Origin of the sequence: Albimonas donghaensis (genome assembly GCF_900106695.1) — a bacterium.
GTDB classification, from domain to species: Bacteria; Pseudomonadota; Alphaproteobacteria; order Rhodobacterales; family Rhodobacteraceae; genus Albimonas; species Albimonas donghaensis.
Window position 1 is genome coordinate 118,671 of the sequence record NZ_FNMZ01000005.1, and the last position, 25,153, is coordinate 143,823.

The following is a 25,153-nucleotide window of genomic DNA, read 5'->3' on the forward strand; positions in this document are numbered from 1 at the left end:
TCAACCTGAACATGTGTTGACCCGGGCCGGCGGGGACGCGAAACAGACGCGTGGCAAGACCCATAAACTTCGGGAGGAGGACGCTCCATGGCGTTTCCAAGCAAATTCGTCGCGGCCGGCGCCCTGCTCGCCGCCTCCGTCTTCGCCGTCGCCGGCTCCGCCGCCCAGGCCGAGACCCGCGTGACCTTCAAGGCGGCCAAGACCGGCTCGTCCTACTACCAGATGTCGGTGCAGGTGGCCGAGGCGGTGAAGGCCGCCACCGACGGCGGCATCATCGTCACGGTGGAGGAGAGCCAGGGCTCGGTCCAGAACGTGATGGAGGCCGGCGTGCGTCCGGGCGCCTATGTCTTCACCTCGCCGCCCGCCCTGATCGGGGCCGCGCAGGGCGCGAAGGGGCCGTTCAAGGACAAGGGCAACCCGAAGTTCGACGAGATCCGGGCGCTGTTCCCGATCCCCTCGCTGACCATGCATTTCGTGGTGAACGCCGAGGCGGGCGTGACCGACATCACCGGGCTGGCCGGCAAGACCGTGCTGCTGGGCAAGGGCAGCTTCGGCGCGCGCGAGGGTGAGAAGTATCTGGGCCTGTTCGGCATCGCCGACAGCGTGAAGATCGCGGAGGCCGAGCTTTCCAACGCCGTCGCGGCGCTGAAGAACGGCCAGATCGACGCCTTCGTCACCGCGGGCTCCTGGCCGGCGCCCAACGTGATGGAGGCCGCCGCGGGGACCGGCGTCACCGTGCTGTCGCTGACCGATGCGCAGGTGGCCGAGACCGGGCGCACCCGGCTGGTGATCCCGGCGGGGACCTATGCCGGCCAGGACGCGGATATCGTCACCACCGCCCTGCCGGTCGTGGCCTACGCCACCACCGGCATGGACGACGACGCCGCCTACGCCTTCGTGAAGGCGTTCTGGGAGCAGAAGGCGAAGATGGAGGCCGACGCCGCCTGGTGGCGCGGTGTGACGCCCGAGGCGCTCGACACCATCGCCGGCAAGATCCACCCGGGCGCGCTGCGCTACTACAAGGAGATGGGCGCGCCGATCGCCGATCGGCACATGTGAGCCCCGCTCGCTGAACCGACCCGCTGAAACGCCCCGCGCCGCCCCTTCCGGGCGGCGCGGTCGCGTCAGGGCCCCTGTTTCCGCGCGCCGCGATACGGCGAGGGCGGGAGCGCCGCGTTCCCCCGGGCGCCCGGCGGCGCGGCCCCGCCCGCGGCGCGGTCGGGCGTCGGCGCGGGCTTGACCGACGCCCGACTTCCCCCTAGCGCCCCTGTGCAGATCGCCGACGCCTTCCCCCCACGTGCGCCCCGCCGGGCGCCGAGCCCCGGACCCACGCCGTGACCGCGACCCCTTCCAGCCCGTCCGACGCGCCGCTGCGCGCCCCCTCCGCCCCGGCATCGGAGCGCCCTTTCGGACCGGCGCGGATGGCGCTGGCGGGGCTGGGGCTGGTCTCGGTCGCGTTTCACCTTTGGCTGATCTTCTCGGGCCTGATCCCCAACCTGGTCAGCCGGCCGCTGCACATGGCGCTGGCCCTGCCCTGGGTGCTGATCTTCGCGGCGCGCACGAAGGGGGGCCGGATCTCGGGCGCGGTCATCGCCGCGGTGGGCGTGGGCTGCTGCGCCTGGATCGCCGCCAACGCCGACGCGCTGTCGGACCAGTACGGGTTCCTGCAGGAGGGCTTCCAGACCTGGATGGCCGCCGCCCTGCTGCTGGTGACGCTGGAGACCGCGCGCCGCGCCGTGGGCTGGCCCTTGCCGCTGGTCGCCGCAATCGCGCTCGCCTACGGGCTGTGGGGGCAGCATATTCCCGGCGAGTTCGGCCATCCCGGCACGCCGCTCTCGTCCTTCCTGGGCACGCTGACCATCGCCGAGGGCGGGCTCTGGGGCTCGCTCGCCGGGGTCTCGGCTACGGTGGTGGCGATCTTCGTGATCTTCGGCGCGGCGTTGAACGCGGGCGAGGCCGGACAGGGCTTCATGAACGTCGCCGCGGCGGCCGCGGGGCGGCTGCGGGGGGGCGCGGCCAAGGTCTCGGTGCTGTCCTCGGCGCTGTTCGGCTCCATTTCGGGCTCGGCCTCCGCCAATGTCGCCTCCACCGGGGCGGTGACGCTGCCGGCCATGACCCGGCTGGGCTACCCAAGGGCGCTGGCCGGCGCGACCGAGGCGGTGGCCTCCTCGGGCGGGCAGATCATGCCGCCGCTGATGGGCGCGGGCGCCTTCGTGATGGTCGAGCTGACGGGGACGCCCTATGCCTCGATCATCGCCGCGGCGCTGCCCCCCGCCATCCTGTTCTTCTGGGCGGTGTGGATCGGCATCGACGCCTACGCCCTGCGCTACACCCTGGGCGCCCTGCCCGAGGGCGAGCGCCCCGACCGTCGGCTGACCGCGATCACCTCGGGCTTTTTCCTGATCCCCTTCGCCTGCCTGATGTGGGGGATGTTCTGGATCGGCTGGACGCCCCAATACGCGGCGAGCCTCGCCATCCTCGCCGCCGCCTGCCTGCTGCCCTTCGGCGCCGACCTGCGCTTCGACGCGCGGCGCGGCGCGGACCGGCTGGCCGAGGCCGCGATCTCCTCCGGCCGCCAGATCGGGACCATCGCCTCGATCATCCTGTGCGCCTCGATCATCGTGGGCGTGCTGTCGATCACCGGGCTGGGGGTGAAGATCACCTCGCTGATCCTGTCGGGCTCGGGCCAGTCGCTGTGGGCGGCGGCGCTGCTGACGGCGCTGGCCTGCCTGATCCTGGGGATGGAGGTGCCGACCACCGCCGCCTACGTGATCTGCGTGTCGGTGGCGGGCCCGGCGCTGACCCAGCTGGGGCTGGCGCCGCTGCAGGCGCATCTCTTCGTGTTCTGGTTCGCGCTGCTCTCGACCATCACGCCGCCGGTCTGCGGCGCGGTGTTCATCGCCGCCGGCATGGTGGGGGAGAACTGGCTGAAGGTCGCGGGCGCCGCCATGGCGCTGGGGCTCGGGCTCTACATCATCCCGCTGGGGATGATCGCGGATCCGGCCCTGCTGGCGCTGGAGACCGACCCCTGGGCGGCCGTCATCGCCACGGTCCGGGTCGGGGCGGGGCTGGCGCTGATCTCCTTCGGGGTGATCGCGCCGGGGCCGGCCTGGCGGCGGGTCGCGATGGGCGGCTTCGGGCTGGCGCTGACGCTGGTCGCGGCCTGAAGCGGCGCCGCCCCCGTTCCGACGCAAGCGCCCCGGCATCCGATGGCGCAGGCTGGCGCGGACGGACAACCGACGCCCCGCATGCGGGCCGCGCTGGGGAGGCGCGACGACCATGACCCTGACGATGAAAGCCGCGGTGCTGCGCGACGTGGCCAGGCCCAAGCCCTATGTCGATTCGACCCCGCTGGTGATCGAGGACGTGACCCTCGATCCGCCCCAGCCGCTGGAACTGCTGGTCAGGATCGGCGGCGCCGGGCTGTGCCATTCGGACCTGTCGGTGATCAACGGCTCGCTGGGCCGCGGCGTGCCGCTGGTGCTGGGTCACGAGGGCGCGGGCGAGGTCGTCGAGGTCGGCTCCGCCATCACCGATCTCAAGCCCGGCGATCCGGTGATCTTCCAGTTCTCGCCCTCCTGCGGGCGCTGCCGGATGTGCCTCTCGGGCCGGCCCCAGATCTGCGAGGAAGTGCTCGCCACCCGCGTCGACGGCGGCCTGATCTCCGGCGGCACCCGCCTGAAGGACGCCGACGGCAAGCCCCTGCGCCACCATGCGGGCCTGTCCTGCATGGCGGAATACGCGGTGGTGAACCGGGGCTCGGTGGTCAAGATCGACTCGGACGTGCCGATGGACAAGGCCGCGCTGTTCGGCTGCGCGGTGATGACCGGCGTCGGCGCCGTGATCAACACCGCCCAGGTCAAGCCGGGGCAGAGCGTCGCCATCTTCGGGCTCGGCGGCGTGGGGCTGTGCGGGATCATGGGCGCCCGGGTCGCGGGCGCCGAGACCATCATCGCGGTGGACTTCGAGGAGCACAAGCTCGCCAAGGCCATGGAGCTGGGCGCCACCCACGCCTTCAACGCCAAGGACCCCGACCTGACCGAGAAGATCATGGACCTGACCCATGGCGGGGTGGAGTTCGGGCTGGACCTCGCCGGCGCCATCCCGGCGCTGAAATCCGCCTATGCGGCCACCGCGCGGGGCGGCAAGGTGATCACCGCCGGGATCTCGCCCATCGGGTCCGAGTTCTCCTTCCCCCAGCCCGACCTGGTGCTGAACGAGAAGTCGGTCTGCGGCTCCTTCATGGGCTCCTGCGCGCCGGTGCGCGACATCCCGCGCTATCTCGCGCTGTGGAAGGCGGGCCTGCTGCCGGTGGACAAGCTGGTGGACCGGGTGATCCCCTTCGAGTCGCTCAACGAAGGTTTCGACCGGCTCGACGACGGGTCGGCCCTGCGCCAGGTGCTCGATCCGCACATGGCGGCCTGACCCGATCGCGGCGCGCGGGGGCTCGCCCCGCGCGCCGCTCTGCGCTATCGACGCGCATGACCGAGCCCCTTGAGATCTTCCTCGCCGCCCCCCCGGGGCTGGAGCCGACGCTGGCCGCCGAGGCCATCGCCGCCGGCTTCGCCGACGCGGCCCCCCAGCCCGGCGGCGTGGCGCTTTCCGGCGACTGGGCCACCGTGCGCCGCGCCAACCTGCTGCTGCGCGGGGCCGGGCGGGTGCTGGTGCGGATCGGCGGGTTCCGGGCCTTCCACCTCGCCCAGCTCGACAAGCGGTCCCGCAAGTTCCCCTGGGGGGATTTCCTGCGCCCCGACGTGCCGGTGCGGGTGGAGGCGACCTGCAAGGGCTCGCGCATCTACCACGCCCGGGCCGCCGCCCAGCGGGTGGAGACGGCGCTGCGCGAGAGCCTCGGCGTGGAGATCGCCGCCGACGCCCCCATCCGCCTGATGGTCCGGATCGACGACGATTTCTGCGGGTTCAGCCTGGACGCCTCCGGCGAGCCCCTGCACAAGCGCGGCCACAAGGAGGCCGTGGGCAAGGCCCCGATGCGCGAGACGCTGGCCGCCCTGTTCCTGCGCGCCTGCGGCCATGACGGGACCGAGCCGCTGCTCGACCCCATGTGCGGCTCCGGCACCTTCCCGATCGAGGCGGCGGAGATGGCGGCGGGTCTCCCCCCCGGACGCACCCGCCCCTTCGCCTTCGAGCTTTTCGCCGGCCACGACCCCAGGGCCTGGGCGGCGGAGAAGGCGGCCGCCCTGCCCGCCTCCGCTCCCGTATCTCCGCCCCGCTTCATCGGCTCGGACCGCGACCAGGGGGTGATCGGCATGGCGAAGGCCAATGCCGAACGCGCCGGCGTCGCCGCGTCCTGCCTGTTCATCCGGCGCCCGATCTCGGAACTGGTCCGCCCCGACGGCCCCCCCGGCCTGGTCATCGTCAACCCGCCCTACGGCGCCCGGATCGGCGAGGTCGCCAAGCTGCGCCCGCTCTACGGCACGCTGGGCGAGGCGCTGAAGGCCGGCTTCTCCGGCTGGCGGGTGGGGCTGATCACCACCGAGACGCCGCTGGCCCGCGCCACCGGCCTGCCCTTCCTCCCCCCCGGCCCGCCGGTCGCGCATGGGGGGCTGAAAGTGAAGCTGTTCCGCACCGAACCGCTGGCGTAAGCGGCGACGGACGGCGGCGGGTCGGCGCCCGCCCTACGCCAACGGCGCCGCGCGCGTAGGGCGGGTCTCGACCCGCCTCCCCCCGGGCTCGCCCCCCCGGCTCAGCCCTCGCGGATCGTCCGCAGGACCGGGCGCAGATAGTCCAGGAACCGCTCCGGGTTCTCGGACATGGGGAAATGGCCCATCCCCTCCATCTCGGTCATCTCCACCCCCAGCCGCCGGGCGAGGTCCCGCGTGTCGTCGGGCGTGCAGGAATAGTCATAGGACCCGGTCAGCAGGTGGATCGGGCATTTCGCGACGTCGATCTCCGCCACCTGGCCCGAGATGTCGCCGTCCACCTTGTAGAACCACAGATCCCCCCGGAAGACCCCCGGCCCGCCCTGCATGTAGTGCCAGCGGGTCTCGTCCCGCTCGGCCTCGGGGCTCTGGGGGGCCATCAGCCCGTAGGCGACGGCGCCGCAGACCTCTCCGCCATGCACGTCGGGGCGGTGCAGCCAGGCCGTGTCGTAATAGGGCGCCACATGGTCCGAGCTCTGCAACCCAATCAGCGCCCGGAACCGCTCCGGATGGCGATGCGCCAGATGCAGCACGATGCGCCCGCCGATGGAGCAGCCCATGACCACCGGGCGGTCCAGTTCCAGCGCGTCGCAGACCGCGAGGATCTGGGCCGCGTAGGCGTCCGAGGTCAGGGCGTAGGCGTCATCCACCGTTCCCGGCGCGGGCGAGGATTTGCCGTGGCGGGGCATGTCGAAGACGATGACCCGGTGATGCGCCGTCACCTCCGGGTCGTTGAGCACGGCGCGATACTGGCGCCCGTCCGCCCCGGCGGTGTGCAGGCAGACCAGGGGGACGCCCTCGCCGGCCTCCTCCCAGTAGACGCGATGGGTCCGGCCCTCGATCTCCATGTGACCGTAGCGTCCGATGATGGGTTCGACGCGCATCGTCATGCCGTGGCCTCCGGCGCGGTTTCCGGCTGGGGCCGCAGGCTGGCCAGCAGCAGCTTGAAATAGAGCAGGTTGGACATCAGCGGATGCAGGTTCCCCTCGAACCGCATCGCGCCGCGTTTCAGCAGCGCCATCAGGTCATGCGAGCCCGGCGGCGGAACCGCGCGCAGGAACAGCGCCCAGTCCTCCTCCGCCGCCGAAATCGCGAAATCCCATGACGGCATGACCAGCGGCCCGTCCTCCACCAGGATCACCGCCCCGGCGCGGATCGTGACCAGCGTCTCCGAGCCGGACCCGCCTGCCCCGGCCCGCAGCATCATCCGCGCGTCCAGCGCCCGTCCCCGCAGCGCGAGCGGCGTGCCCGGCCCCCCGGTCTCGGCCAATCCAGCGAACATGCGGCCTCCCTTCGGCTGGGGACATCCGGCGCGGTCCCCTTCGCGCCGAGCCTAGCCCGACGGTCCCGCCCCGGCCAAGCGACGCCCGCGCAGGCGACCCCGACCGGAGGTCAGGCAGCGCCTAGTCCGTCACCTGTTCGGACGGCATCTCGGCGGCCGCGCCCCGGCGGAAGAACTCCGGCGACTCGCCCGAAGCGTCCAGCAGCCAGTCGACGAAGCGCCGGGTCTGGGCCCCGGCCGAGGTCATCGTCGGCCACACCACCCAGAACGCCGCCCCGGTCCGCCAGGGCCGGTCGAAGGGGCGGATCAGGGCGCCGGACTCCAGCTCCTCGGTCAGCAGGTCGAGCTGGCCCACCGCCAGCCCGAACCCCTGCCGCGCGGCGGAATAGGTCAGCAGCGAGGTGTCGAACTCGATCCCCTCGCGCGCGTTCACCTCCACCCCCGCCGCCCGCGACCAGCGTTCCCATTCCGAACGACGATAGCGCGAATGCAGCAGGTCGCAGCGGGCGATGTCCTCAAGGCTTTTCAGCCCGCCCATCCGCTCGGCATAGGCGGGGGCGCAGACCACGTCGACCACCTCGTCGAACAGTTTCCGCGCCCGCGCGTCGCGCCAGGCGCCGTGGCCCAGCTGCAAGGCCGCGTCCAGATGCGTGCCGCGGAAATCCAGCGGCTCCACCCGCGTGTCCAGCCGGATCCGGCAATCGGGATGCCGGCGCGAGAACTCGGCAAGCCGCGGCATCAGCCAGTGATGGGCGAAGGTCGGGTAGATGCGCAGGTTGACCGTGTTGCGGCTCTCATTGGCAAGGATCCGCGCCGTCGCCGTTTCCAGGTCGTCGAACAGCCCCGCGATCTCATGCCCGAAATTGCGCCCCACCTCGGTCAGCTTGACCGAGCGCGCGCCGCGCTCGAACAGCTTCACGCCCAGGTAATTCTCCAGGATCGCGATCTGCCGGCTGACCGCCACCTGGCTCACCCCCATCTGCGCGGCCGCGGCCGTGAAGGTCTTGTGCCGCGACGCCACCGCGAAGGCGCGCATCGGGTTGAGCGGCAGGTTGTTGAGCGGCTGGCTGGCCTTGGAGGCGGACCGGGGGCTGTCATCCATAAGCTGCGGTTTTCCGGGGCTGACATCTGACGAGTTTCGCAAACCCACGCTTAGTCTAGCCTCGCCCTCGACCCAAGCCCCGGACGGTCGCGAGGCCGTGATCGTCTGCGCGATCGCACCCCGCGCCCCTCCCCCGCGTCCCCCCGCCCAAGCGAGGCCCCGATGGATTTCGAGCTGACCGAAGAGCAGACCCTTTTCCGCGACACCGTCTCCCGCCTCGCGCGGAGCGAACTGGCGGAAGGCGCCGCGGCCCGCGCCCGCTCCGGCGCCTATCCCTGGGACGTGGCCGCGCGTCTGGCCGAGGCCGGGCTGATCGGCATCACCGCGCCCGAGGCCGATGGCGGCCAGGGCGGCGGGCTGATCGAGGCGATCCTCGCGATTCAGGCCGTGGCCGAGGTCTGCCCCCGCTCCGGCGACGTGGTGCAGGCCGGCAATTTCGGCCCGATCCGCACTTTCTGCGAATACGCGACGCCGGAACAGAAGGCCCGCTTCCTGCCCGACCTGCTGGGCGGACGCGCCGCGATCTCGCTGGGGATGACCGAGCCCGAGGCGGGCTCGGCCGCCACCGACATGACCACCTCGGCGCGCGAGGAGGGCGACCACTACGTCATCAACGGCACGAAGATCTTCGGCACGCTCTCGGCCGAGGCGAACCTGTTCCTGGTCTATCTCCGCTTCGGGCCGGGGGTCGGGGGCATCGGCTCGATCCTGGTGGAGCGCGGGACGCCGGGCTTCGAGATCGGCCAGCCGTCGGGCTTCATGAACGGGGAGGACTGGTCGCAGCTGTATTTCTCCGAGTGCCGCGTGCCCAGGGCCAACCTCCTGCTGGGACCGGGCGGGTTCAAGAAGCAGATCTCGGGCTTCAACGTCGAGCGGCTGGGGAATTCCGCCCGCGCCGTGGCGGTGGGGCGGCACGCCTTCAACCTGGCGCGGGACCATGCGCTGACCCGAAAACAGTTCGGGCGGCCGCTTTGCGAATTCCAGGGCCTGCAATGGAAATTCGCGGAGATGGCGGTGAAGCTGGACGCGGCGCAGTTGCTGCTGATGCGCGCGGCGGTGAAGGCGGCGGGGGGGCTGCCCTCCGCCCAGGACACGGCCATGGCCAAGCTCGCCTGCAACGAGGCGGGGTTCTTCGCCGCCAACGAAGCGTTGCAGGTGATGGGGGGGCTGGGCTTCTCCACCGACTCGACGGCGCAGTATTGCGTGCGGCGGACGCGGGGCTGGATGATCGCCGGCGGCTCGACCGAGATCCTCAAGAACCGCATCGCCGAGGGCGTCTTCGGCCGCCGCTTCGACCAGCGCCCGCCGCGGGCGGAGGCGGCTGGCTGAACGGGCCTCGCCTGCCGGCCGGGTATGCGGGACCATGCAGCGGACGGCGCCCGGCGGACGGAGAGGGAGCCGCGCGACGACCCGCCCGCGGGCGGCGCCGGTCCGCCCGCGCGGCCCGGCGCCCGGACAAGGGCCGCGACCGGGCCCGGCGGAACCGTGCCGCTTCCGATGGACCCGCCGCTTGACCCGCCCCCGCCATCGGGCCAAGCCTCGTCCATGTCCGCCTCCGCCGCGCCCTCGCCCTCGCCCGATGATCGCCGCCCGATCCTGATCTGCGGCCCCACCGCCTCCGGCAAGTCCGGCCTGGCGCTGGCGCTGGCCGAGCGGCTGAACGGCGTGGTGGTCAACGCCGACGCGCTGCAGGTCTATGACGGCTGGCGCGTGCTCACCGCCCGCCCCCCCGCCGGGGACGAGGCCCGCGCGCCCCACCGTCTCTATGGCCACGTGCCCCCGTCCGAGCCCTATTCCACCGGCCGCTGGCTGGCCGAGGCCGGAGACGAGATCGCCGCCGCGCGCGCCTCGGGACGGGTTCCGATCCTGGTCGGCGGCACCGGGCTCTACTTCACCGCGCTGACCGAGGGGCTGGCCGACATCCCCCCGACCCCGCCCGCGATCCGCGCGGCGGCGGAGGCCGAGCTGGCGCGGCTCGGCCTGCCCGCCTTCGCCGAGGCGCTGCGGGCGCGCGACCCCGAGACCCACGCGCGGCTCGACCTCGCCAATCCGCGCCGGGTGCTGCGGGCCTGGGAGGCGCTGGAGACCACGGGCCGTCCGCTCGCCCGCCTGCAGGCGGAAACCCCGCCGCCGGTGCTGGCCCTGACCGACGCGCGCGCGATCCGCCTGATGCCGGAGCGCGAGACGCTCTATGCCGGCATCGACGCGCGGTTCGCGGCGATGCTGGAGGAGGGGGCGCTGGACGAGGCCCGCGCGGCGATGGATTGGGAGGCGCCGGCCTCCACCGCCATGCAGGCCCTGGGCGCGGCGGAGCTGATCGCGCATCTGCGCGGCGAGATGAGCCTCGACGAGGCGCGCGAGCTCGCCGCCCGGGCCACCCGCCGCTATGCCAAGCGGCAGTTGAGCTGGGCGCGCAACCGGCTGGGCGCCTGGCCCGCGGCGGCGACCCCGGCGGAGGCGTTCCGCGCGCTGACCGGCGAGGCCTGACCGGGAGGACGCGGCGCGGCGTGCGGGACAGCCGCGGGTCGCCGACCCGCCGGACTTCGGCGGCGGGCGGCGGGCGGCGGCGGCGCAGGGGCCCGGCCTCGCCAAACGCGACGCCCGTCGGCAAGGCTCGCGCTCGATCAGCCTGCGGGCGCGGCGCCCGTCCGATCAGCCTGCGGGCGCGGCGCCTGTCCGGGATGAACTGAGCCCGGGAAAACCCACGCCCCGCACCGCGGGACGACACGCATTCCGCCCGGCGCGCTGTGCTGCGGCGGGATCGAAACGGCGCGCGTCCGCGCGTCGTCGCCGCCTTGTGAAGGCGGTCCGTGACTTGCGGTGATCGCCGGCAAGCCCCGAGGTCAGGGCGGGCCGCGTGCGCCGGCTTTCGCGCCGCGGCGGCGGGCCCGCTCCTCCCGCGAGCCGGGCGGAGGCGGTGCGCCCCACGCCCCTCGGCCCCCCCGTCCCTCGACCAGGATCGCGCAACGCATGGGTCCGCGCGCATCCCTGCGCGGCGCAGGCCCCGCAGCGAAGGGACGGACCAGGAGGAGAAGCAGCAGGCCGATCATCCGCCCATGAAACCCCGCCATGGTTAAGGAGGCGTTGCGACCACGCGGCTGGCCGTTTCGCGCGGAATGGGATTTGTGGTCTCTCCGGACGCAAGGACCCGAGCCGATGCCCACCGACCCCGATTCCTCCCCCGACACCTCCCCCGCCCCCTCCGGCACGCATGTCCGCTGGTCCGAGATCCTGACCCGCGAGCACGCGCCCTCGCTGGCGCTGGTGGCGCTGGCGGTCTGGCTGCACGCGGCGACCACCCTGCTGCTCGCCACGATGATCGATTCGATCCTGCGCGATATCGGCGGCGAGCGGCTGGTGGCCTGGACGGTGGCGATCTACCTGGTGGGCTCGATCGCGGCGGGCTCGGTCGCGGGGCTGGCGGCCGGGCGCTTCGGGTTGCGCCGGCCCATGGCGGGGGCGGCGATGGTGTTCGCGGCGGGCTGCGTGCTGAATGCGGTCGCGCCCTCGATGCCCGTGCTGCTGGTCGGGCGGCTGATGGAGGGGATCGGCGGCGGCGGCCTGATGGCGCTGGCCTTCGTGGCCGTCGGAAAACTGTTCCCGCCGCGGCTGACGGCGCGGGCGCTGGCCGTGGTCTCGACGCTGTGGGGCGTCTCGGCGCTGCTCGGGCCGCTGACCGGCGGGCTGTTCGTGGCCTATGCCGACTGGCGCTGGGGGCTCTGGGCCTTCGCGGCGCAGGCGGCGGCGCTGGCGGTATGGATCGCGCTGGTCCTGCGGCGCGAGCCCCGACCCGCCGCGCCGCCGCCCCTGCGCCTGCCGCTGGAGCGGCTGGCCCTGATCGCCGGCGGCGTCGGGCTGATCGCGGCGGCGGGGCTGGATCCGGCGCCGCTGCGCTCCTCCCTCTGCCTCGCCGGCGGCGCCGCCGCGCTGTGGGGCGCCCTGCGCATCGACGCCCGCCGGGGCGAGGGGCGGCTGTTCCCTGCGCGGGCCTTCCGGCCCTCGGACCCCGCGGGGGCGGCGCTTCTGATGGTGCTGTGCATGTCCTTCGCGCTGGTGTCGTTCAACGCCTTCGCGCCGGTGATGCTGATGCGGCTGCACGGGCTGCCGCCGATGGCGGCCGGCTACGTGATGGCCGCGGTGCCGGCGGGATGGTCCACGACCGCCGTGCTGGCGTCGTCCCTGCCCCCGCGCCATGACCCCAGGGCCATCGCCATCGGCATGTGCCTGGTGGCGCTGTCCCTGCCCTTGCTGGCGCTGACCGTGCCGTCGGGCCCGCCCGCCGCGGTGGCGCTGGTGGCGGCGATGGAGGGGGCGGGCTTCGGCCTGTGCTGGACGTTCCTGCTCCGCCGCGCCCGCGCCTTCGCCGGGCCGGGGGACGCGCCGAGGGTCGCCGCCGCCATCCCCACCACCCAGCAGCTCGGCTTCGCCTCGGGCGCCGCCTTCGCCGGGCTCGCCGGCAACGCCGCGGGTTTCGCGGCGGGGGCGGACGCGGAGACGCTGCGCGTCGTGGCGCGCACGGTCTATCTCGCGCCCCTGCCCGCCGCGGCGCTGGGGCTGTGGGCCATGTCGCGCTTCGTGCGCGCCCCAGCGCCCGTCGGCGCGCCGGACGGATCGCGGGGCTGAGCCCCCCGTGACGACGCCGCCGCCGCCTCCTGCCGCAACGGCGACCCGCTGAAAATTGCGCGCGAAGCCCCCGTCGCGCAATTTTCTCCATCCCGGACCGGTTCCGGGGTTGACCCTCCCCGCCCCGGCCGCTAATCGGGGCCTGCGGAGCGAAACCGGAGAGACCACCGATGATCGTCATTGCGGTACTTACGACAGGGCGCGCCTGACCCGGACGAGGATTTCGTCCAGGACGCGCCCGCACGCCCCCGCCGCACGGGGGTTTTTTTGTGCCCGATGATCCGCCCCCGAACCTGACCACACGCCAGAGGAAGACCCCGATGTCCCGCGAAATGACCGGCGCCCAGATCGTCGTCCAGGCCCTGAAAGACCAGGGTGTGGACACCGTGTTCGGCTATCCCGGCGGCGCGGTGCTTCCGATCTATGACGAGCTGTTCAAGCAGAACGACATCCGCCACATCCTGGTCCGGCACGAGCAGGGCGCGACCCATGCCGCGGAGGGCTACGCGCGCTCCACCGGCAAGCCGGGCGTCGTGCTCGTCACCTCCGGCCCGGGCGCGACCAACGCCGTCACCGGCATGGCCGACGCGCTGCTGGATTCGATCCCGATGATCGTCCTGACCGGCCAGGTCCCCACCTTCCTGATCGGCTCCGACGCGTTCCAGGAGGCGGACACCATCGGCATCACCCGCCCCTGCACCAAGCATAACTGGCTGGTGAAGGAGACCGACCAGCTCTCCGACGTCCTGCACCAGGCCTTCTTCGTCGCCACCAACGGCCGCCCCGGCCCGGTGCTGATCGACATTCCCAAGGACGTGCAGTTCGCCACCGGGACCTATCGCGGCCCCGAGGACGCCCCCGCCCTGCCCTACCGCCCCCGCACCGAGGGCGACGCCGACATGATCGAAGCCGCGGTCGAGATGATCGAGACCGCGGAGCGGCCGATCCTCTACACCGGCGGCGGCGTCATCAACTCGGGCGACGAGGCCACCCGCCTGCTGCGCGAGCTGGCCGAGGCCACCGGCTTCCCGGTCACCTCCACGCTGATGGGGCTGGGCGCCTACCCGGCCTCGGGCGAGGCCTGGCTGGGCATGCTCGGCATGCACGGCATGTATGAAGCCAACATGGCCATGCATGACTGCGACGCGATGTTCTGCATCGGCGCCCGCTTCGACGACCGCATCACGGGCCGGCTGGACGCGTTCTCGCCCGGCTCGAAGAAGGTGCATATCGACATCGACCCGAGCTCGATCAACAAGAACGTCATGGTCGACGTGCCGATCATCGGCGACGTGGCCTGCGTGCTGGCCGCGATCCTGGAGCGGTGGAAGGCCCGCGGCAGCAAGCTGAAGCGCGACCGGCTGACCGGCTGGTGGACCCAGATCGACGCCTGGCGCGCGATCAAGTGCCTGACCTACAAGGGCTCCGAGACCGTCATCAAGCCCCAGTACGCGCTGGAGCGGCTGGAGGCCCTGACCCGCGACCACGACCGCTACATCACCACCGAGGTCGGCCAGCACCAGATGTGGGCCGCGCAGTTCCTGCATTTCCAGGAGCCCAAGCGCTGGATGACCTCCGGCGGGCTGGGCACCATGGGCTACGGCGTCCCCGCCTCGGTCGGCGTGCAGATCGCGCATCCCGACGCGCTGGTGATCAACGTGGCGGGCGAGGCGTCCTTCATGATGACCATGCAGGAGCTGTCGACCGCCGTGCAGTATCGCGCCCCGGTCAAGCAGTTCATCCTCAACAACGAGCGTCTGGGCATGGTCCGCCAGTGGCAGCAGCTGCTGCACGGGGAGCGCTATTCCCACACCTATTCGGAGGCGCTTCCGGACTTCGTGAAGATGGCCGAGGCCTTCGGCGCCAAGGGCATCCGCTGCGAGAACCCCGCCGATCTCGACGAGGCGATCCGGGAGATGCTGGCCTATGACGGCCCGGTGATCTTCGACTGCATGGTGGAGAAGCACGAGAACTGCTTCCCCATGATCCCCTCGGGCAAGGCGCATAACGAGATGCTGCTGGGCGAGGCTTCGACCGAAGGCGCGATCGACGCCGGCGGCGGCATGCTGGTCTGAACCGGTGACCTTTTTCATTCAAATAATCGGAGGCCTGGTCGGGATACTGGTGTTCCAGTATCCCCTCTATCTCCTGCTCCGCAGGATCGGCGACACAGCCCTGCGCACCTACGCCGCGGTTTTCATCGTGATGATGGCGGGAGGGCTGCTCTCCGGCCTCGGCGCAGGCTTCGGCAGCTTCGCGATGCGGCTGGAGCATCTGTCGATCAGCCACGTGATCTTTCAGATGCCGGGCGCCTTCCTCGCCATGGGAATCCTTCTTGTCTTTCGTCGGCGCCCCTCGGGCTTGGCCCTCGATCCGGATACACAATCATGAACGCGCTCAACATTCCCCAGGGCTCCACCGCCCATTCCGCCTATTCGCTCCGCTCCTCGCTGGCCGAGGGCGAGGAGCGCCGCACGCTCGCCGTGCTCGTGGTCAACGAGGCCGGCGTGCTGGCCCGCGTCATCGGCCTGTTCTCGGGCCGCGGCTACAATATCGAGAGCCTGACCGTGGCCGAGACCGACCATGTCTCGCGCCGCTCCCGCATCACGGTGGTCACCACCGGCACGCCGGCGGTGATCGCCCAGATCAAGGCGCAGCTTTCGCGCATGGTCGTGGTCATCGACGTGCATGACCTGACCACCGAAGGCCCGTCGGTGGAGCGGGAGCTGGCCCTGATCAAGGTCGCCGCGACCGGCGAAGCGCGGGTGGAATCGCTGCGTCTGGCCGACGTGTTCCGGGCGCGCGTCGTCGACACGACCCTGCGCAGCTTCGTGTTCGAACTGACCGGCCCCTCCGACAAGATCGACGCGTTCGTGGAGCTGATGGCCCCGCTCGGCCTCGTCGACGTCTCCCGCACCGGCGTCGCCGCCATCAAGCGCGGCCCCGAAGGCATGTGAGCCGCGCGCCCCTCGGGGGCCGGCCGCCGCGTCCCGCCGCCCCCGCGCCCGCCCGGCGCGGGGGCGGCTTGCGTTCAGACCCATCCTGCGTTCGGGCCAACCTTGAGTTGGGGCCAGCCTTGCGTTCGGGGCCCTCTCGGGCTTTGCTCCGCCTCCTGACAGGGCGGGGAGGACAGGGCCATGACGGGAACCATCGTGATCACCGGAGCGGGCTCGGGCATCGGGCGGGCGACGGCGCGCCGCTTTCTCGGAGCCGGCTGGAACGTGGCGCTGGCCGGACGCCGGGCCGAGGCGCTGGAGGAAACCGCGGAGGGCCATCCCGCGGCGCTCCCCGTCGCCACCGACGTGGCCGACCCGGCCTCGGTCGAGGCGCTCTTCGCCGCCACGCTGGCTCGCTTCGGACGGGTGGACGCGCTGTTCAACAACGCCGGCCGCGGCTCTCCCCCCATGCCCATCGACGAGATGCCGCTGGACGACTGGTTCGGCGTGCTGGCGGCGAACCTGACCGGCTCGGTGCTCTGCGCGCGGGCGGCCTTCGGGGCTATGCGCGCGCAGGACCCGCAGGGGGGGCGGATCATCAACAACGGCTCGATCTCCGCCCAGGCGCCGCGGCCGGGCTCGGTTCCCTACACCACCACCAAGCACGCGATCACCGGGCTGACCAAGACGCTGAGCCTCGACGGCCGCCCCTTCGACATCGCCTGCTGCCAGATCGACATCGGCAACGCCGCCTCCGAGATGACCCAGCGCATGGCCAGGGGCGTGCCGCAGGCCGACGGCTCCGTGCGCCCCGAGCCGCTGATGGACGTGGGCGTGGTGGCCGACACGGTGCTCAACATGGCCTCGCTGCCGCTGAGCGCGAACATGCAGTTCGTGACGGTGATGGCCACCAAGATGCCGCTGGTCGGGCGCGGCTGAACGGTCGCGAAGCCGCGCGTCCCGCGCCCGCCAGGCCGCCCCGTTCCGCCCGCGCGGCCCGTCGCCGGCGCCGCCCATGGCACGGGTCTCCCCCCGCCATGGCGGCTCGCAGGGTTTCGCACGGCCTGGCCATTCCGGCGCCGTCCCTGAACCCGAAGGCCGCTTGCGGCCGGAGACATGGGAACGCCCCGCAGGGGCGTCGCCGGATCGGCCGTTCAGCCCTTGCCGGCCCGCGCCATCCGCCACGCCGCCAGCCCCACGCAGATCGCCACCAGCACGATCATCAGGGTGGCCAGCGCGTTGATCTCCGGCGTCACGCCCAGCCGGACCTTGGAGAACACCACCATCGGCAGCGTGCTCGCCCCCGGCCCGCTCACGAAGCTCGCGATCACCAGGTCGTCCAGCGACAGGGTGAAACTCAGCAGCCAGCCGGACACCAGCGCCGGGGTCAGCGCCGGCAGGGTCACGTCGAAGAACACCCGGGGCTGGCGGGCACCGAGATCCATCGCCGCCTCCTCCACCGAAACGTCCAGATCCGCCAGCCGCGCCTGCACGATCACCGCCACGAAGGCCATGCAGAACGTGGCGTGGGCGATGACGATGGTGTCGATCCCCCGCTCCGCCGGCCAGCCCAGCAGCGCCTCCATCGAGATGAAGAGCAGCAGCAGCGACAGGCCCGTCACCACCTCCGGCATCACGATCGGCGCCGTCGCCATGCCCGACAGCAACAGCCGGAAGCGGAACCGCCCGAAACGGGTCATGGCGTAGCCGATCAGGGTGCCGAACACCGTCCCGATGCTCGCCGCCATCGCCGCCACCTTCAGGCTCACCCAGGCCGCGGTCAGGATCTGGTCGTTGGCCAGAAGCTCGCCATACCACTGCACCGACCAGCCGCCCCAGACCGAGGCCAGCTTGGAGGCGTTGAACGAGTAGATCACCATGATCGCCAGCGGCACGTAGAGCAGCGCGAAGCCGATCCCCGCCCCCACCAGCAATGGCCAGCCGCGTTTCATCGCGCCCTCACTCCTTCGCGCCCAGCGCGTTGCGCACGAACATGATCGGCGCCACCAGCAGCGCCAGCATGGCGATCGCCACGGCGGAGGCCAACGGCCAGTCGCGGTTGTTGAAGAACTCGGTCCACAGCACCTTGCCGATCATCAGCTGATCCGGGCCGCCCAGCAGCGCCGGGATCACGAACTCGCCCACCGCCGGAATGAACACCAGCAGCGACCCCGCCAGGATCCCCGGCGCCGACAGCGGCAGGGTCACGGTCAGGAACGCCTTCCAGGGCTTCGCGCCGAGGTCATGGGCGGCCTCCAGCAGGCTTTCGTCCAGCTTCTCCAGCGTGGAGTAGAGCGGCAGGATCATCAGCGGCAGATACCCGGTCACGATCCCCGCATAGACCGCGAAATCGGTCTGCATCATGGTGATCGGCCCGATCCCCGCCAGCGCCAGCGCCGAGTTGATGAAGCCGGTGGGGCTCATCAACCCGATCAGCGCATACATGCGCAGCAGGAAACTGGTCCAGAACGGCAGGATCACCAGCATCAGCAGCAGATTGCGATATTTCGAGCGCGCGATCAGCAGCGCCATCGGATAGGCGATCACCAGGCAGATCAGGGTGGAGACGAAAGCCACCCGGATCGAGTTCAGGTAGGCGTCGATATAGAGGTCGTCCTCGACCAGGAACGTGTAGTTCCCGAGGTTCAGCGTGACGGTCAGCAGCCCGTCCGCCCAGTCCAGCAGCTCCGAGAAGGGCGGCCGCGCGATCACCGCCTCGGCGAAGCTGACCCGCAGCACCACCAGGAAGGGCATCAGGAAGAACAGGCCCAGCCACAGCACCGGCGCGGCCACGACCAGCGCCCGGCCCCGGCGCCACAGCCAGGTCATGCCGGGCCTCCCCGCGCCGGCCGCCGGTCCGGGCCCGGGCCCGGAATATGACGTCCCGCGCGGCTCACGAGGTCAGCGCCACGCCGGCGTCCCCGGCCCAGGAGATCCAGACCGTCTCCTCCCAGGTCGGCGCCGCGTCGTCATGCCGTTCGCGATTGGCCAGCGTCGCCCGCACCCGCTGCCCCGAGGGCAGGACCACCCGGTAATGGGTCAGCCCGCCGATATAGGCGATGTCCTCGACCACGCCCTGCGCCATGCCGCCGACAGTCTCGCCCAGCACGCCCGTCGGCGCCTCCCGCCGCAGGACCATCTTTTCGGGGCGCACCGCGACCCAGACCGTCTGGCCCTCCTGGCACGACATGCCGTGATGGACATGGATCGCTCCGCCCAGCGCGTCCGACGCGATGGTGACGCGGTCGGGCAGGTCCTCGGCCACCACGCCCTCGAAGATGTTCACCGAGCCGACGAAATCCGCGATGAAGCGGTTGCGCGGGAATTCGTAGAGATCGCGGGGCTTGTCCACCTGCACCAGCTTGCCCTGGTCCATGACCCCGATGCGCGATCCCAGCGTCATCGCCTCCTCCTGGTCATGGGTGACCACGATGAAGGTGGTGCCGAGACTGTCCTGGATGTCCATCAGCTCGAACTGGGTCTCTTCGCGCAGCTTCTTGTCGAGCGCCGACAGCGGCTCGTCCAGCAGCAGCGCCTTGGGCTTCTTGGCCAGCGCCCGGGCCAGCGCCACCCGCTGCCGCTGCCCGCCCGAAAGCTGGTTAGGCTTGCGATGGCCCAGCGCCGAGAGCTTCACCAGGTCCAGCATCCGCTTCACCTGCGCCTCGATATCGGCGCGGGACATGCCGTCCTGCTTCAGCCCGTAGGCGATGTTCTTCGCCACGCTCATGTGCGGGAACAGCGCGTAGGACTGGAACATCATGTTGACCGGCCGGTCCCAGGGCGGGACCGAGGTCATGTCCTGGCCGTCGATCTCGATGCGGCCCGCGTCCGGGGTCTCGAACCCCGCCAGCATCCGCAGCAGGGTCGACTTGCCGGACCCCGAGCCGCCGAGGAGGCAGAAGATCTCCCCCTCGGCGACGTCGAGCGACACCTGGTCGACCGCCCGGAAGCCGTCGAAGGTCTTCACCACATCCTCGATGCGGATGAAGGCCCGATCCGACTTCGGGGCGGATGTCGGGGCGCGCTGCGCGGCGGGTGCGGTCACGCCCCGTCCTCCGCTCAGCGGCCGGTCTTCACGGCCGTCCAGGCCCGGTTCAGCAGCCGGTCGGCCTTCGAGTCGTAGACCACCGAGGTGTAGAGCTTCTTCTTCGCCTCTTCGGTCGGGTAGATGCCCGGGTCCGAGGTGATGTCGGGGTCGACCAGCGGCGTCGCCTCGACATTGGCGTTGGCGTACCAGACGTAGTTGGTGATGTCGGCGGCGACCTGGGCGTCCATCAGGAAGTTGAGGAACTTGTGCGCGTTCTCGGGATGCGGCGCATCGGTGGGGATGGCCAGCATGTCGAACCACATCAGCGCGCCTTCCTTGGGCACGGTATAGGCGATCTCGACGCCGTTATCGGCTTCGTCGGCGCGGTCGCGGGCCTGGAACACGTCGCCCGACCAGCCGATCGAGACGCACACGTCGCCATTGGCCAGGTCGTTGATATACTGCGAGGAATGGTAGTAGCGGACATGGGGCGCGATCTGCTTGAGCAGCGCCTCGGCCTTCTCGATGCTCTCCTTGTCCTTCGCCCCCGGATCCATGCCCAGGTAGTTCAGGGCGGCGGGGATGACCTCCACCGGCGCGTCGAGCATGGAGATCCCGCAATCGGCGAGCTTGGCGGCGTTCTCCGGATCGAAGATCAGCCCCCAGCTGTCGGTCGGCGCGTCGGCGCCCAGCGCCTCCTCGACCTTGGCCACGTTGTAGCCGATGGCGGTGGTGCCCCACATGTAGACCACGGCGTGCTTGTTCTCGGGATCGAAGGCGGCGACCCGCTCCATGATCTCCGGGTCCATGTTGGCGATGTTGGGAAGCTTGGACTTGTCGAGTTCGCTGAACACGCCGGCCTGGATCTGCCGCGCGAGGAACGCGCCGGTGGGCACCACGATGTCATAGCCGGTGGAGCCCGCCATCAGCTTGGCTTCCAGCACCTCGTTGCTGTCGAAGACGTCGTAGGTGACCTTGATGCCGGTTTCCGCCTCGAACGTCTCGATGGTGTCCTCGGCGATGTAGTCGGACCAGTTGTAGACGTAGAGCACCGGCTCCTCGGCCGCGACCGCAGCCGCGGGGACGAGCGCCGGGGCGAAGGAGGCGGCTCCGGCCGTCAGGGCGGCCAGGAGGGCGGAATGGGTTTTCGAGGTCATGCGCATTGGCTCCCCTGTGCGCGGCGCCCGCCCTGCGTGGCGGGCCGGTTCACCGGGAGACTAGGGGCGGTTTCGCAACCGCGAAAGAGATAATTTTCGGCCCCGCGGACAGGCGTCCCCCGATCCCGCGGACGGGCTCGGAGGCCGCGCGCGCGAGGCGCGGCGCGGGGGGCGGCGGGGGCGGCGGCGGCGGCGGCGGCGGGGGGCTCAGTAGCCCTCGAACCCCTCCACCAGCCATAGCGTGTAGCGGACCGAGCGGTCCTCATGCGTGCGGAACTCCCCCACGCCCAGCGGGATGGCGGACACGAAGCGCGCGGCGATGTCCTCGCCCAGCGCCTCGCCCTCCACCGCCAGCAGGAACAGGCGCGCGTCGCCGGCTTCGAGCCGGGAGCGGAACTCGAAATGGTTGGAGGGACGCCCGTCCGGGTCCCAGATCGCCGCGTCGGGAAAGTCGAGCCCGCCCTGGAACAGGCATTCCGACAGGCGCCGGCGGTCGTTGGACAGCAGCGCCTCGGCGCCCTCGCCCTCCATCGCGCTCAGCGCCGCCTCGCAGAACGGGCCGCCGATTCGCATTTTCTTGAACGGGTCGGGGCTGCGCGGCAGGTCCTGCGCCCAGACCATGTAGACCGCGCCCAGCGCCAGCACCGCGGCCAGCGCCACGCCGCCGATCCAGGCGTGCAGGCGCAGCGCCCGGTCCCAGTCCCGCGCCAGCAGGAAGCGGGCCGCGAGGATCGAACCCGCCACATAGGCCGGCGCCGCCCAGTTGGGCTGGGCCTGGCTCAGCAGCGCCTGCACGCACATCGCGACCAGCAGCGGCGCCGTCTGCCAGGCCAGCAGGCGCGCCTTCCAGTCCGACCGCGCCTCGGCCCGCGCGAACATCGCCAGCGCCGCGAGCACCGCGAGAAACGCCACCGGCCCGATGACCCCGAACTGGGCCCCGAGGAACTCGCCCAGCTCGTCGGGATGGACCAGGCCGCGATCGGGCCGGATCTCGGCGTTCTCCCCCAGATGGGCGAAGGTGACGAAGCCGTGGCCGGCGTTCCAGATCAGGTTGGGCGACAGCGTCAGCAGCGCCGTCCCGGCCGCGATCATCGCGCCCTTGCGCCGCGTCGGCGCGATGGGACGGTCGCGCGACATGAGCGCATAGCCCAGCGCGCCGACCACGAAGACCCCGCCGGTATACTTCGCCAGCATCCCCGCGCCGATGCCGAAGCCCATGACCGCCCACCAGGCCCAGGGCTCGGACGTCTTCTTGCCCGGCCGGACCTCCGCGATGCGCACCGAGGCGTAGAGCGCCAGCGCCCAGCCCGCCATCATCGGCGGATCGGTGGTCATCAGCAGGGACGAGATCGAGACCCCCGGCGCCGCCGAATAGACCAGCGCCGCCCAGAACCCGGTGCGGGCGTCGAACAGCCGCCGGGCGGTGAGGAAGATCAGCGCGCCGATCGCCAGATGCGCCAGCGGCGCGAAAAAGCGCAGCCCGAACAGGGTGTCGCCGAAGATCGACGTGGACAGCTCGATCAGCCACCCGACCAGCGGCGGCTTGGAATAATGCCCGAAGGCCAGCTCGCGCCCATAGGCCCAGTACTGGGCCTCGTCGAAGTGAATCGGGATCAGCGACAGCGCGTTGATGGCGAGCCGCAGCAGGCACAGGCCCAGCAGCAACCAGAGCGTGCGCTCGCCCCACAGCTTCGCCTCCGCGGCCTTTGACCGGGGGCGCCCTTTCGCGCGGGCCCGCGCCGCGGTCTTGCGCGGCTTGGGGGCGGGGGTGGCGGCGGCGTCGGCCGCCCGCCCGGAAGCGTCGGTTCCGGTGGCCTCGGTCCCGTCGGTCGTCATGGCGCCGTCCTGAGCTGCGAGCCTCGCGCGTCCCGCCCCCCTTTCGCCCGGGCCGCCGCGCCGGGCCATGGGCGGCGGAAAGGGGCGCGGGGACGCGAGGGCGGGGCGGTGTGTCGTGGACCCCGGTTCTGCCCGACCCACCCGCTCCGCGCAACCGGGCGCGGGGTCGCCCCGCCCCATCCGGTCGCGGCGCCGCGAGACCGCCGCCCCCCGTTCCGCGAAAACGAAACGGCGCGGCCCCGAAAGGCCGCGCCGTCATCACGCGCCGCGACGCGCACCCGTGCGCGTCCCCCGGCCGGCCCCGCCCGTCGGAGGGACGGGGCCGGCCGGGACTTGCGCCTCAGACCTTCTCCTGGGTGTACTGGCGCAGCTCCCGCCGGGCGACCTGCCGGCGATGCACCGCGTCCGGCCCGTCGGCCAGGCGCAGCGTGCGGACATGGGTGTACATCTCGGCCAGCGGGAAGTCCTGGGAGATGCCGCCGGCGCCATGCATCTGGATCGCCTCGTCGATGATCTCGCCGGCCATGATCGGCGCGGCCACCTTGATCATCGAGATCCACGGCGCCGCCTGCCGCGGGTCGCCCTGGTCCATCATCCACGCCGCCTTCAGGCACAGCAGGCGGGCCTGCTCGATCTTGATGCGGCTGTTGGCGATGATGTCGTAGTTGGCGCCCAGCTGGTAGAGCGGCTTGCCGAAGGCCTCGCGGCTCATCGACCGCTGGATCATCAGCTCCAGCGCCCGCTCCGCCATGCCGATGGCGCGCATGCAGTGATGGATGCGCCCCGGCCCGAGCCGCCCCTGCGAGATCTCGAAGCCCGCGCCCTCGGCGACCAGCAGGTTCTCCTTGGGGACGCGGACATTCTCGAACTTCAGGTGGAAATGCCCGTGCGGCGCGTCCGGGTTGCCGAAGACCTGCATGGCGCGCAGCTTGGTGATGCCCGGCGTCTCCGGATCCACCAGGATCTGGGAATGCTGGCGGTGACGGGGCCGGTCATCCGACGGCGTGCGGACCATGGTGATGTAGAGCGCGGTGCGCGGATCGCCGGCGCCCGAGGACCACCACTTCTCCCCGTTCAGCACGTATTCGTCGCCGTCGAGCTCGCAGCTCATGGAGACGTTGGTCGCGTCCGAGGACGCCACCTGCGGCTCGGTCATCAGGAAGGCGGAGCGGATCTCGCCCTCCAGCAGCGGCTTGAGCCACTTGTCCTTGTGGGCCTGCGCGCCGTAGCGCTCCAGCACCTCCATGTTGCCGGTGTCGGGGGCGGCGCAGTTGAAAGTCTCGGCGCCCAGCGGCGACTTGCCCATCTCCTCGGCCAGATAGGCGTATTCGACCGTCGACAGGCCGTAGCCGGACTTGGAATCGGTCAGCCAGAAGTTCCACAGGTTCCGCTTCTTGGCCTCGGCCTTGAGACCGTTGATGATCTCCAGCATCTCGTCGGTATAGGTCCAGGGCGTCGGGGCCTTGGCATGCGCTTCCTCGAAACGCTTGGCGGCGGGGTGGACCAGCTCGTCCATCATCTCCTTCACCGCGGCGTGGATCGGGATGATGCGCTCGGACATGCCGAGCGCCATGCTCTGCAGTTCCGGCTTGATGTTCATGTTCATGGGGTTTCCTCCGTCTGTGTTGTCGTCGCCGCCGTGATCCGGCGGCGCTTTTTTCTCATCTTTCGCCCCGGCGCGGCGCGGCGCGTCGGCCGACCGCGCGCCGGTCACGGCCGCAGGCGCAGGCCGCTCATCGCGAAGGCGGTGATCTGATCGACGATCGCGGCGCGGTCGGCGTCGGTCTCGCCCTCGCGGGGGCGATACCAGAAGACCGGGCCGTTCAGCGCCGGCAGCAGGGTGCGCACGGTCACCTTCACGTCGCAGGGGCGGAAACGGTCGGCGGCGACGCCCTCGGCCAGCACCCGCACGAACAGGCGCTCATGCGCGTCGCGCAGGCTGATCAGGTCGGCGACGGCGGCGCGCTGATCCTGGCTGGCGGCGATGCGCAGATGCAGCTCCACCCCCTGCAGGGCGGTGCGGTGAAAGGCCCGCTCGCGCAGGATCATCCCGGCATGGGTGCGCACCATCCGCTCCATCCGCCGGTCGGGATCGCCGCCGGCGGCCTCGGCGGCCGCGACCTCCGCGTGGATCATCTCCAGCGATCGCCGGGTGACGTCGTTGAAAAGCTCCAGCTTGGAGCGGTAATAGTGGTAAACACGCCCCTTGGTGGCGTTCATCACCCGCGCCACGTCGTCGATGGAGGTGGCGGCGAAGCCCCGTTCCATGAAGGCCTGGGCGGCGGCGACGAGCACTTCCTCCTGGGCCGCGCCGCGCTCCCCCGGACGAGGGGCGACGGGGGACGGCTCGGGGACGAAAAGCGGGGCGTCGTCGCGTTCGGGCTGGCCTTCGGGGTCGGGCTCGCGCTCTTCGCGGAGGGTCTCCTCGACGCCCTCCCCGCCGCCCTGATCGGGCTCGGGCTCGCTCGATTTTTCCGGGCCGGCATGCGGGGTTGCGCTCATCTGTCGGACACTACATACTGTCGCGTATGTC

General features: G+C 71.5%; 21 protein-coding genes. 11 read left to right on the forward strand and 10 right to left on the reverse strand.

Annotation, left to right across the window (positions count from 1 at the left end):
* Nucleotides 1-87: 87 nt before the first annotated feature.
* The 4 genes from BLV24_RS14730 (at nt 88) to BLV24_RS14745 (ending at nt 5,600) form a co-directional block, all read left to right on the forward strand.
* Complete coding sequence (locus BLV24_RS14730) at nt 88-1,059, forward strand: TAXI family TRAP transporter solute-binding subunit (protein WP_092683110.1); 972 nt, start codon at nt 88-90, stop codon at nt 1,057-1,059.
* Between the two features lie 275 nt (nt 1,060-1,334).
* Nucleotides 1,335-3,167 (forward strand): TRAP transporter permease, encoded by a 1,833-nt coding sequence (locus BLV24_RS14735; RefSeq protein WP_342707997.1) that lies wholly within the window; start codon nt 1,335-1,337, stop codon nt 3,165-3,167.
* Between the two features lie 112 nt (nt 3,168-3,279).
* Entirely contained in the window at nt 3,280-4,425 is a 1,146-nt protein-coding gene (locus BLV24_RS14740; RefSeq protein ID WP_092683114.1) for a zinc-binding dehydrogenase, read from the forward strand.
* 56 nt (nt 4,426-4,481) lie between these two features.
* Nucleotides 4,482-5,600: a THUMP domain-containing class I SAM-dependent RNA methyltransferase gene (locus BLV24_RS14745; RefSeq protein ID WP_092683116.1), complete on the forward strand. Its 1,119-nt coding sequence runs from the start codon at nt 4,482-4,484 to the stop codon at nt 5,598-5,600.
* Between the two features lie 101 nt (nt 5,601-5,701).
* Here BLV24_RS14745 and BLV24_RS14750 read toward each other — a convergent pair whose 3' ends face one another.
* The 3 genes from BLV24_RS14750 to BLV24_RS14760 form a co-directional block, all read right to left on the reverse strand.
* Nucleotides 5,702-6,547, reverse strand: a complete 846-nt coding sequence (locus BLV24_RS14750) for an alpha/beta fold hydrolase (protein ID WP_092683118.1) — start codon at nt 6,545-6,547, stop codon at nt 5,702-5,704.
* Nucleotides 6,544-6,939 (reverse strand): hypothetical protein, encoded by a 396-nt coding sequence (locus tag BLV24_RS14755; protein ID WP_092683120.1) that lies wholly within the window; start codon nt 6,937-6,939, stop codon nt 6,544-6,546. The genes BLV24_RS14750 and BLV24_RS14755 overlap by 4 nt, the downstream gene beginning before the upstream one ends.
* A gap of 121 nt (nt 6,940-7,060) precedes the next feature.
* Nucleotides 7,061-8,041: a LysR substrate-binding domain-containing protein gene (locus BLV24_RS14760; protein WP_092683122.1), complete on the reverse strand. Its 981-nt coding sequence runs from the start codon at nt 8,039-8,041 to the stop codon at nt 7,061-7,063.
* Between the two features lie 162 nt (nt 8,042-8,203).
* Between BLV24_RS14760 and BLV24_RS14765 the strand changes: the two genes are divergently transcribed.
* The 7 genes from BLV24_RS14765 (at nt 8,204) to BLV24_RS14795 (ending at nt 16,539) form a co-directional block, all read left to right on the forward strand.
* The gene (locus tag BLV24_RS14765) at nt 8,204-9,370 is read left to right on the forward strand and encodes an acyl-CoA dehydrogenase family protein (RefSeq protein ID WP_092683124.1); all 1,167 of its coding nucleotides are present in this window, start codon (nt 8,204-8,206) and stop codon (nt 9,368-9,370) included.
* 216 nt (nt 9,371-9,586) lie between these two features.
* Entirely contained in the window at nt 9,587-10,528 is a 942-nt protein-coding gene (gene miaA, locus BLV24_RS14770; RefSeq protein WP_092683126.1) for a tRNA (adenosine(37)-N6)-dimethylallyltransferase MiaA, read from the forward strand.
* Between the two features lie 669 nt (nt 10,529-11,197).
* Entirely contained in the window at nt 11,198-12,664 is a 1,467-nt protein-coding gene (locus BLV24_RS14775; protein WP_176954768.1) for an MFS transporter, read from the forward strand.
* 320 nt (nt 12,665-12,984) lie between these two features.
* Nucleotides 12,985-14,739 carry an acetolactate synthase 3 large subunit gene (locus BLV24_RS14780; protein ID WP_092683130.1) on the forward strand — a complete coding sequence of 585 codons (1,755 nt, stop codon included), beginning with the start codon at nt 12,985-12,987 and terminating at the stop codon, nt 14,737-14,739.
* A 49-nt stretch (nt 14,740-14,788) separates the two neighbouring features.
* Nucleotides 14,789-15,055, forward strand: a complete 267-nt coding sequence (locus tag BLV24_RS14785) for a hypothetical protein (protein WP_143040325.1) — start codon at nt 14,789-14,791, stop codon at nt 15,053-15,055.
* The gene (gene ilvN / locus BLV24_RS14790; RefSeq protein WP_092683134.1) at nt 15,052-15,621 is read left to right on the forward strand and encodes an acetolactate synthase small subunit; all 570 of its coding nucleotides are present in this window, start codon (nt 15,052-15,054) and stop codon (nt 15,619-15,621) included. Before BLV24_RS14785 ends, ilvN begins: the two co-directional genes overlap by 4 nt.
* Nucleotides 15,622-15,801: 180 nt before the next feature.
* Nucleotides 15,802-16,539 carry an SDR family oxidoreductase gene (locus tag BLV24_RS14795; protein ID WP_092683136.1) on the forward strand — a complete coding sequence of 246 codons (738 nt, stop codon included), beginning with the start codon at nt 15,802-15,804 and terminating at the stop codon, nt 16,537-16,539.
* Nucleotides 16,540-16,754: 215 nt separating this feature from the next.
* Here BLV24_RS14795 and BLV24_RS14800 read toward each other — a convergent pair whose 3' ends face one another.
* From BLV24_RS14800 to BLV24_RS14830, 7 genes are all read right to left on the reverse strand, one after another.
* A complete protein-coding gene (locus BLV24_RS14800; protein WP_092683138.1) occupies nt 16,755-17,552 on the reverse strand; it encodes an ABC transporter permease subunit in 798 nt (265 codons plus the stop codon).
* Nucleotides 17,553-17,559: 7 nt separating this feature from the next.
* Nucleotides 17,560-18,429 carry an ABC transporter permease subunit gene (locus tag BLV24_RS14805; RefSeq protein ID WP_092683140.1) on the reverse strand — a complete coding sequence of 290 codons (870 nt, stop codon included), beginning with the start codon at nt 18,427-18,429 and terminating at the stop codon, nt 17,560-17,562.
* A 64-nt stretch (nt 18,430-18,493) separates the two neighbouring features.
* Nucleotides 18,494-19,645, reverse strand: a complete 1,152-nt coding sequence (locus BLV24_RS14810; protein WP_092683142.1) for an ABC transporter ATP-binding protein — start codon at nt 19,643-19,645, stop codon at nt 18,494-18,496.
* A gap of 14 nt (nt 19,646-19,659) precedes the next feature.
* The gene (locus tag BLV24_RS14815) at nt 19,660-20,784 is read right to left on the reverse strand and encodes a polyamine ABC transporter substrate-binding protein (RefSeq protein WP_092683144.1); all 1,125 of its coding nucleotides are present in this window, start codon (nt 20,782-20,784) and stop codon (nt 19,660-19,662) included.
* 207 nt (nt 20,785-20,991) lie between these two features.
* The gene (locus tag BLV24_RS14820) at nt 20,992-22,620 is read right to left on the reverse strand and encodes an ArnT family glycosyltransferase (protein WP_092683146.1); all 1,629 of its coding nucleotides are present in this window, start codon (nt 22,618-22,620) and stop codon (nt 20,992-20,994) included.
* A gap of 340 nt (nt 22,621-22,960) precedes the next feature.
* On the reverse strand, nt 22,961-24,226 hold the full coding sequence (locus tag BLV24_RS14825; RefSeq protein ID WP_245710585.1) for an acyl-CoA dehydrogenase family protein: 1,266 nt from the start codon (nt 24,224-24,226) through the stop codon (nt 22,961-22,963).
* A 104-nt stretch (nt 24,227-24,330) separates the two neighbouring features.
* The gene (locus BLV24_RS14830) at nt 24,331-25,122 is read right to left on the reverse strand and encodes a TetR-type transcription factor C-terminal domain-containing protein (protein WP_092683148.1); all 792 of its coding nucleotides are present in this window, start codon (nt 25,120-25,122) and stop codon (nt 24,331-24,333) included.
* Nucleotides 25,123-25,153 lie beyond the last annotated feature (31 nt).

Bases quoted from the DNA above. Each gene is read 5' to 3' on its own strand.
- BLV24_RS14780 (WP_092683130.1), top strand. From the start codon at position 12,985: ATGTCCCGCGAAATGACCGGCGCCCAGATCGTCGTCCAGGCCCTGAAA.
- BLV24_RS14755 (WP_092683120.1), bottom strand. From the start codon at position 6,939: ATGTTCGCTGGATTGGCCGAGACCGGGGGGCCGGGCACGCCGCTCGCG.
- BLV24_RS14805 (WP_092683140.1), bottom strand. From the start codon at position 18,429: ATGACCTGGCTGTGGCGCCGGGGCCGGGCGCTGGTCGTGGCCGCGCCG.
- BLV24_RS14760 (WP_092683122.1), bottom strand. From the start codon at position 8,041: ATGGATGACAGCCCCCGGTCCGCCTCCAAGGCCAGCCAGCCGCTCAAC.
- miaA (WP_092683126.1), top strand. From the start codon at position 9,587: ATGTCCGCCTCCGCCGCGCCCTCGCCCTCGCCCGATGATCGCCGCCCG.
- BLV24_RS14820 (WP_092683146.1), bottom strand. From the start codon at position 22,620: ATGACGACCGACGGGACCGAGGCCACCGGAACCGACGCTTCCGGGCGG.
- BLV24_RS14745 (WP_092683116.1), top strand. From the start codon at position 4,482: ATGACCGAGCCCCTTGAGATCTTCCTCGCCGCCCCCCCGGGGCTGGAG.
- BLV24_RS14795 (WP_092683136.1), top strand. From the start codon at position 15,802: ATGACGGGAACCATCGTGATCACCGGAGCGGGCTCGGGCATCGGGCGG.
- BLV24_RS14825 (WP_245710585.1), bottom strand. From the start codon at position 24,226: ATGAACATGAACATCAAGCCGGAACTGCAGAGCATGGCGCTCGGCATG.
- BLV24_RS14775 (WP_176954768.1), top strand. From the start codon at position 11,198: ATGCCCACCGACCCCGATTCCTCCCCCGACACCTCCCCCGCCCCCTCC.
- BLV24_RS14800 (WP_092683138.1), bottom strand. From the start codon at position 17,552: ATGAAACGCGGCTGGCCATTGCTGGTGGGGGCGGGGATCGGCTTCGCG.
- BLV24_RS14765 (WP_092683124.1), top strand. From the start codon at position 8,204: ATGGATTTCGAGCTGACCGAAGAGCAGACCCTTTTCCGCGACACCGTC.
- ilvN (WP_092683134.1), top strand. From the start codon at position 15,052: ATGAACGCGCTCAACATTCCCCAGGGCTCCACCGCCCATTCCGCCTAT.
- BLV24_RS14730 (WP_092683110.1), top strand. From the start codon at position 88: ATGGCGTTTCCAAGCAAATTCGTCGCGGCCGGCGCCCTGCTCGCCGCC.
- BLV24_RS14830 (WP_092683148.1), bottom strand. From the start codon at position 25,122: ATGAGCGCAACCCCGCATGCCGGCCCGGAAAAATCGAGCGAGCCCGAG.
- BLV24_RS14740 (WP_092683114.1), top strand. From the start codon at position 3,280: ATGACCCTGACGATGAAAGCCGCGGTGCTGCGCGACGTGGCCAGGCCC.
- BLV24_RS14750 (WP_092683118.1), bottom strand. From the start codon at position 6,547: ATGACGATGCGCGTCGAACCCATCATCGGACGCTACGGTCACATGGAG.
- BLV24_RS14815 (WP_092683144.1), bottom strand. From the start codon at position 20,784: ATGACCTCGAAAACCCATTCCGCCCTCCTGGCCGCCCTGACGGCCGGA.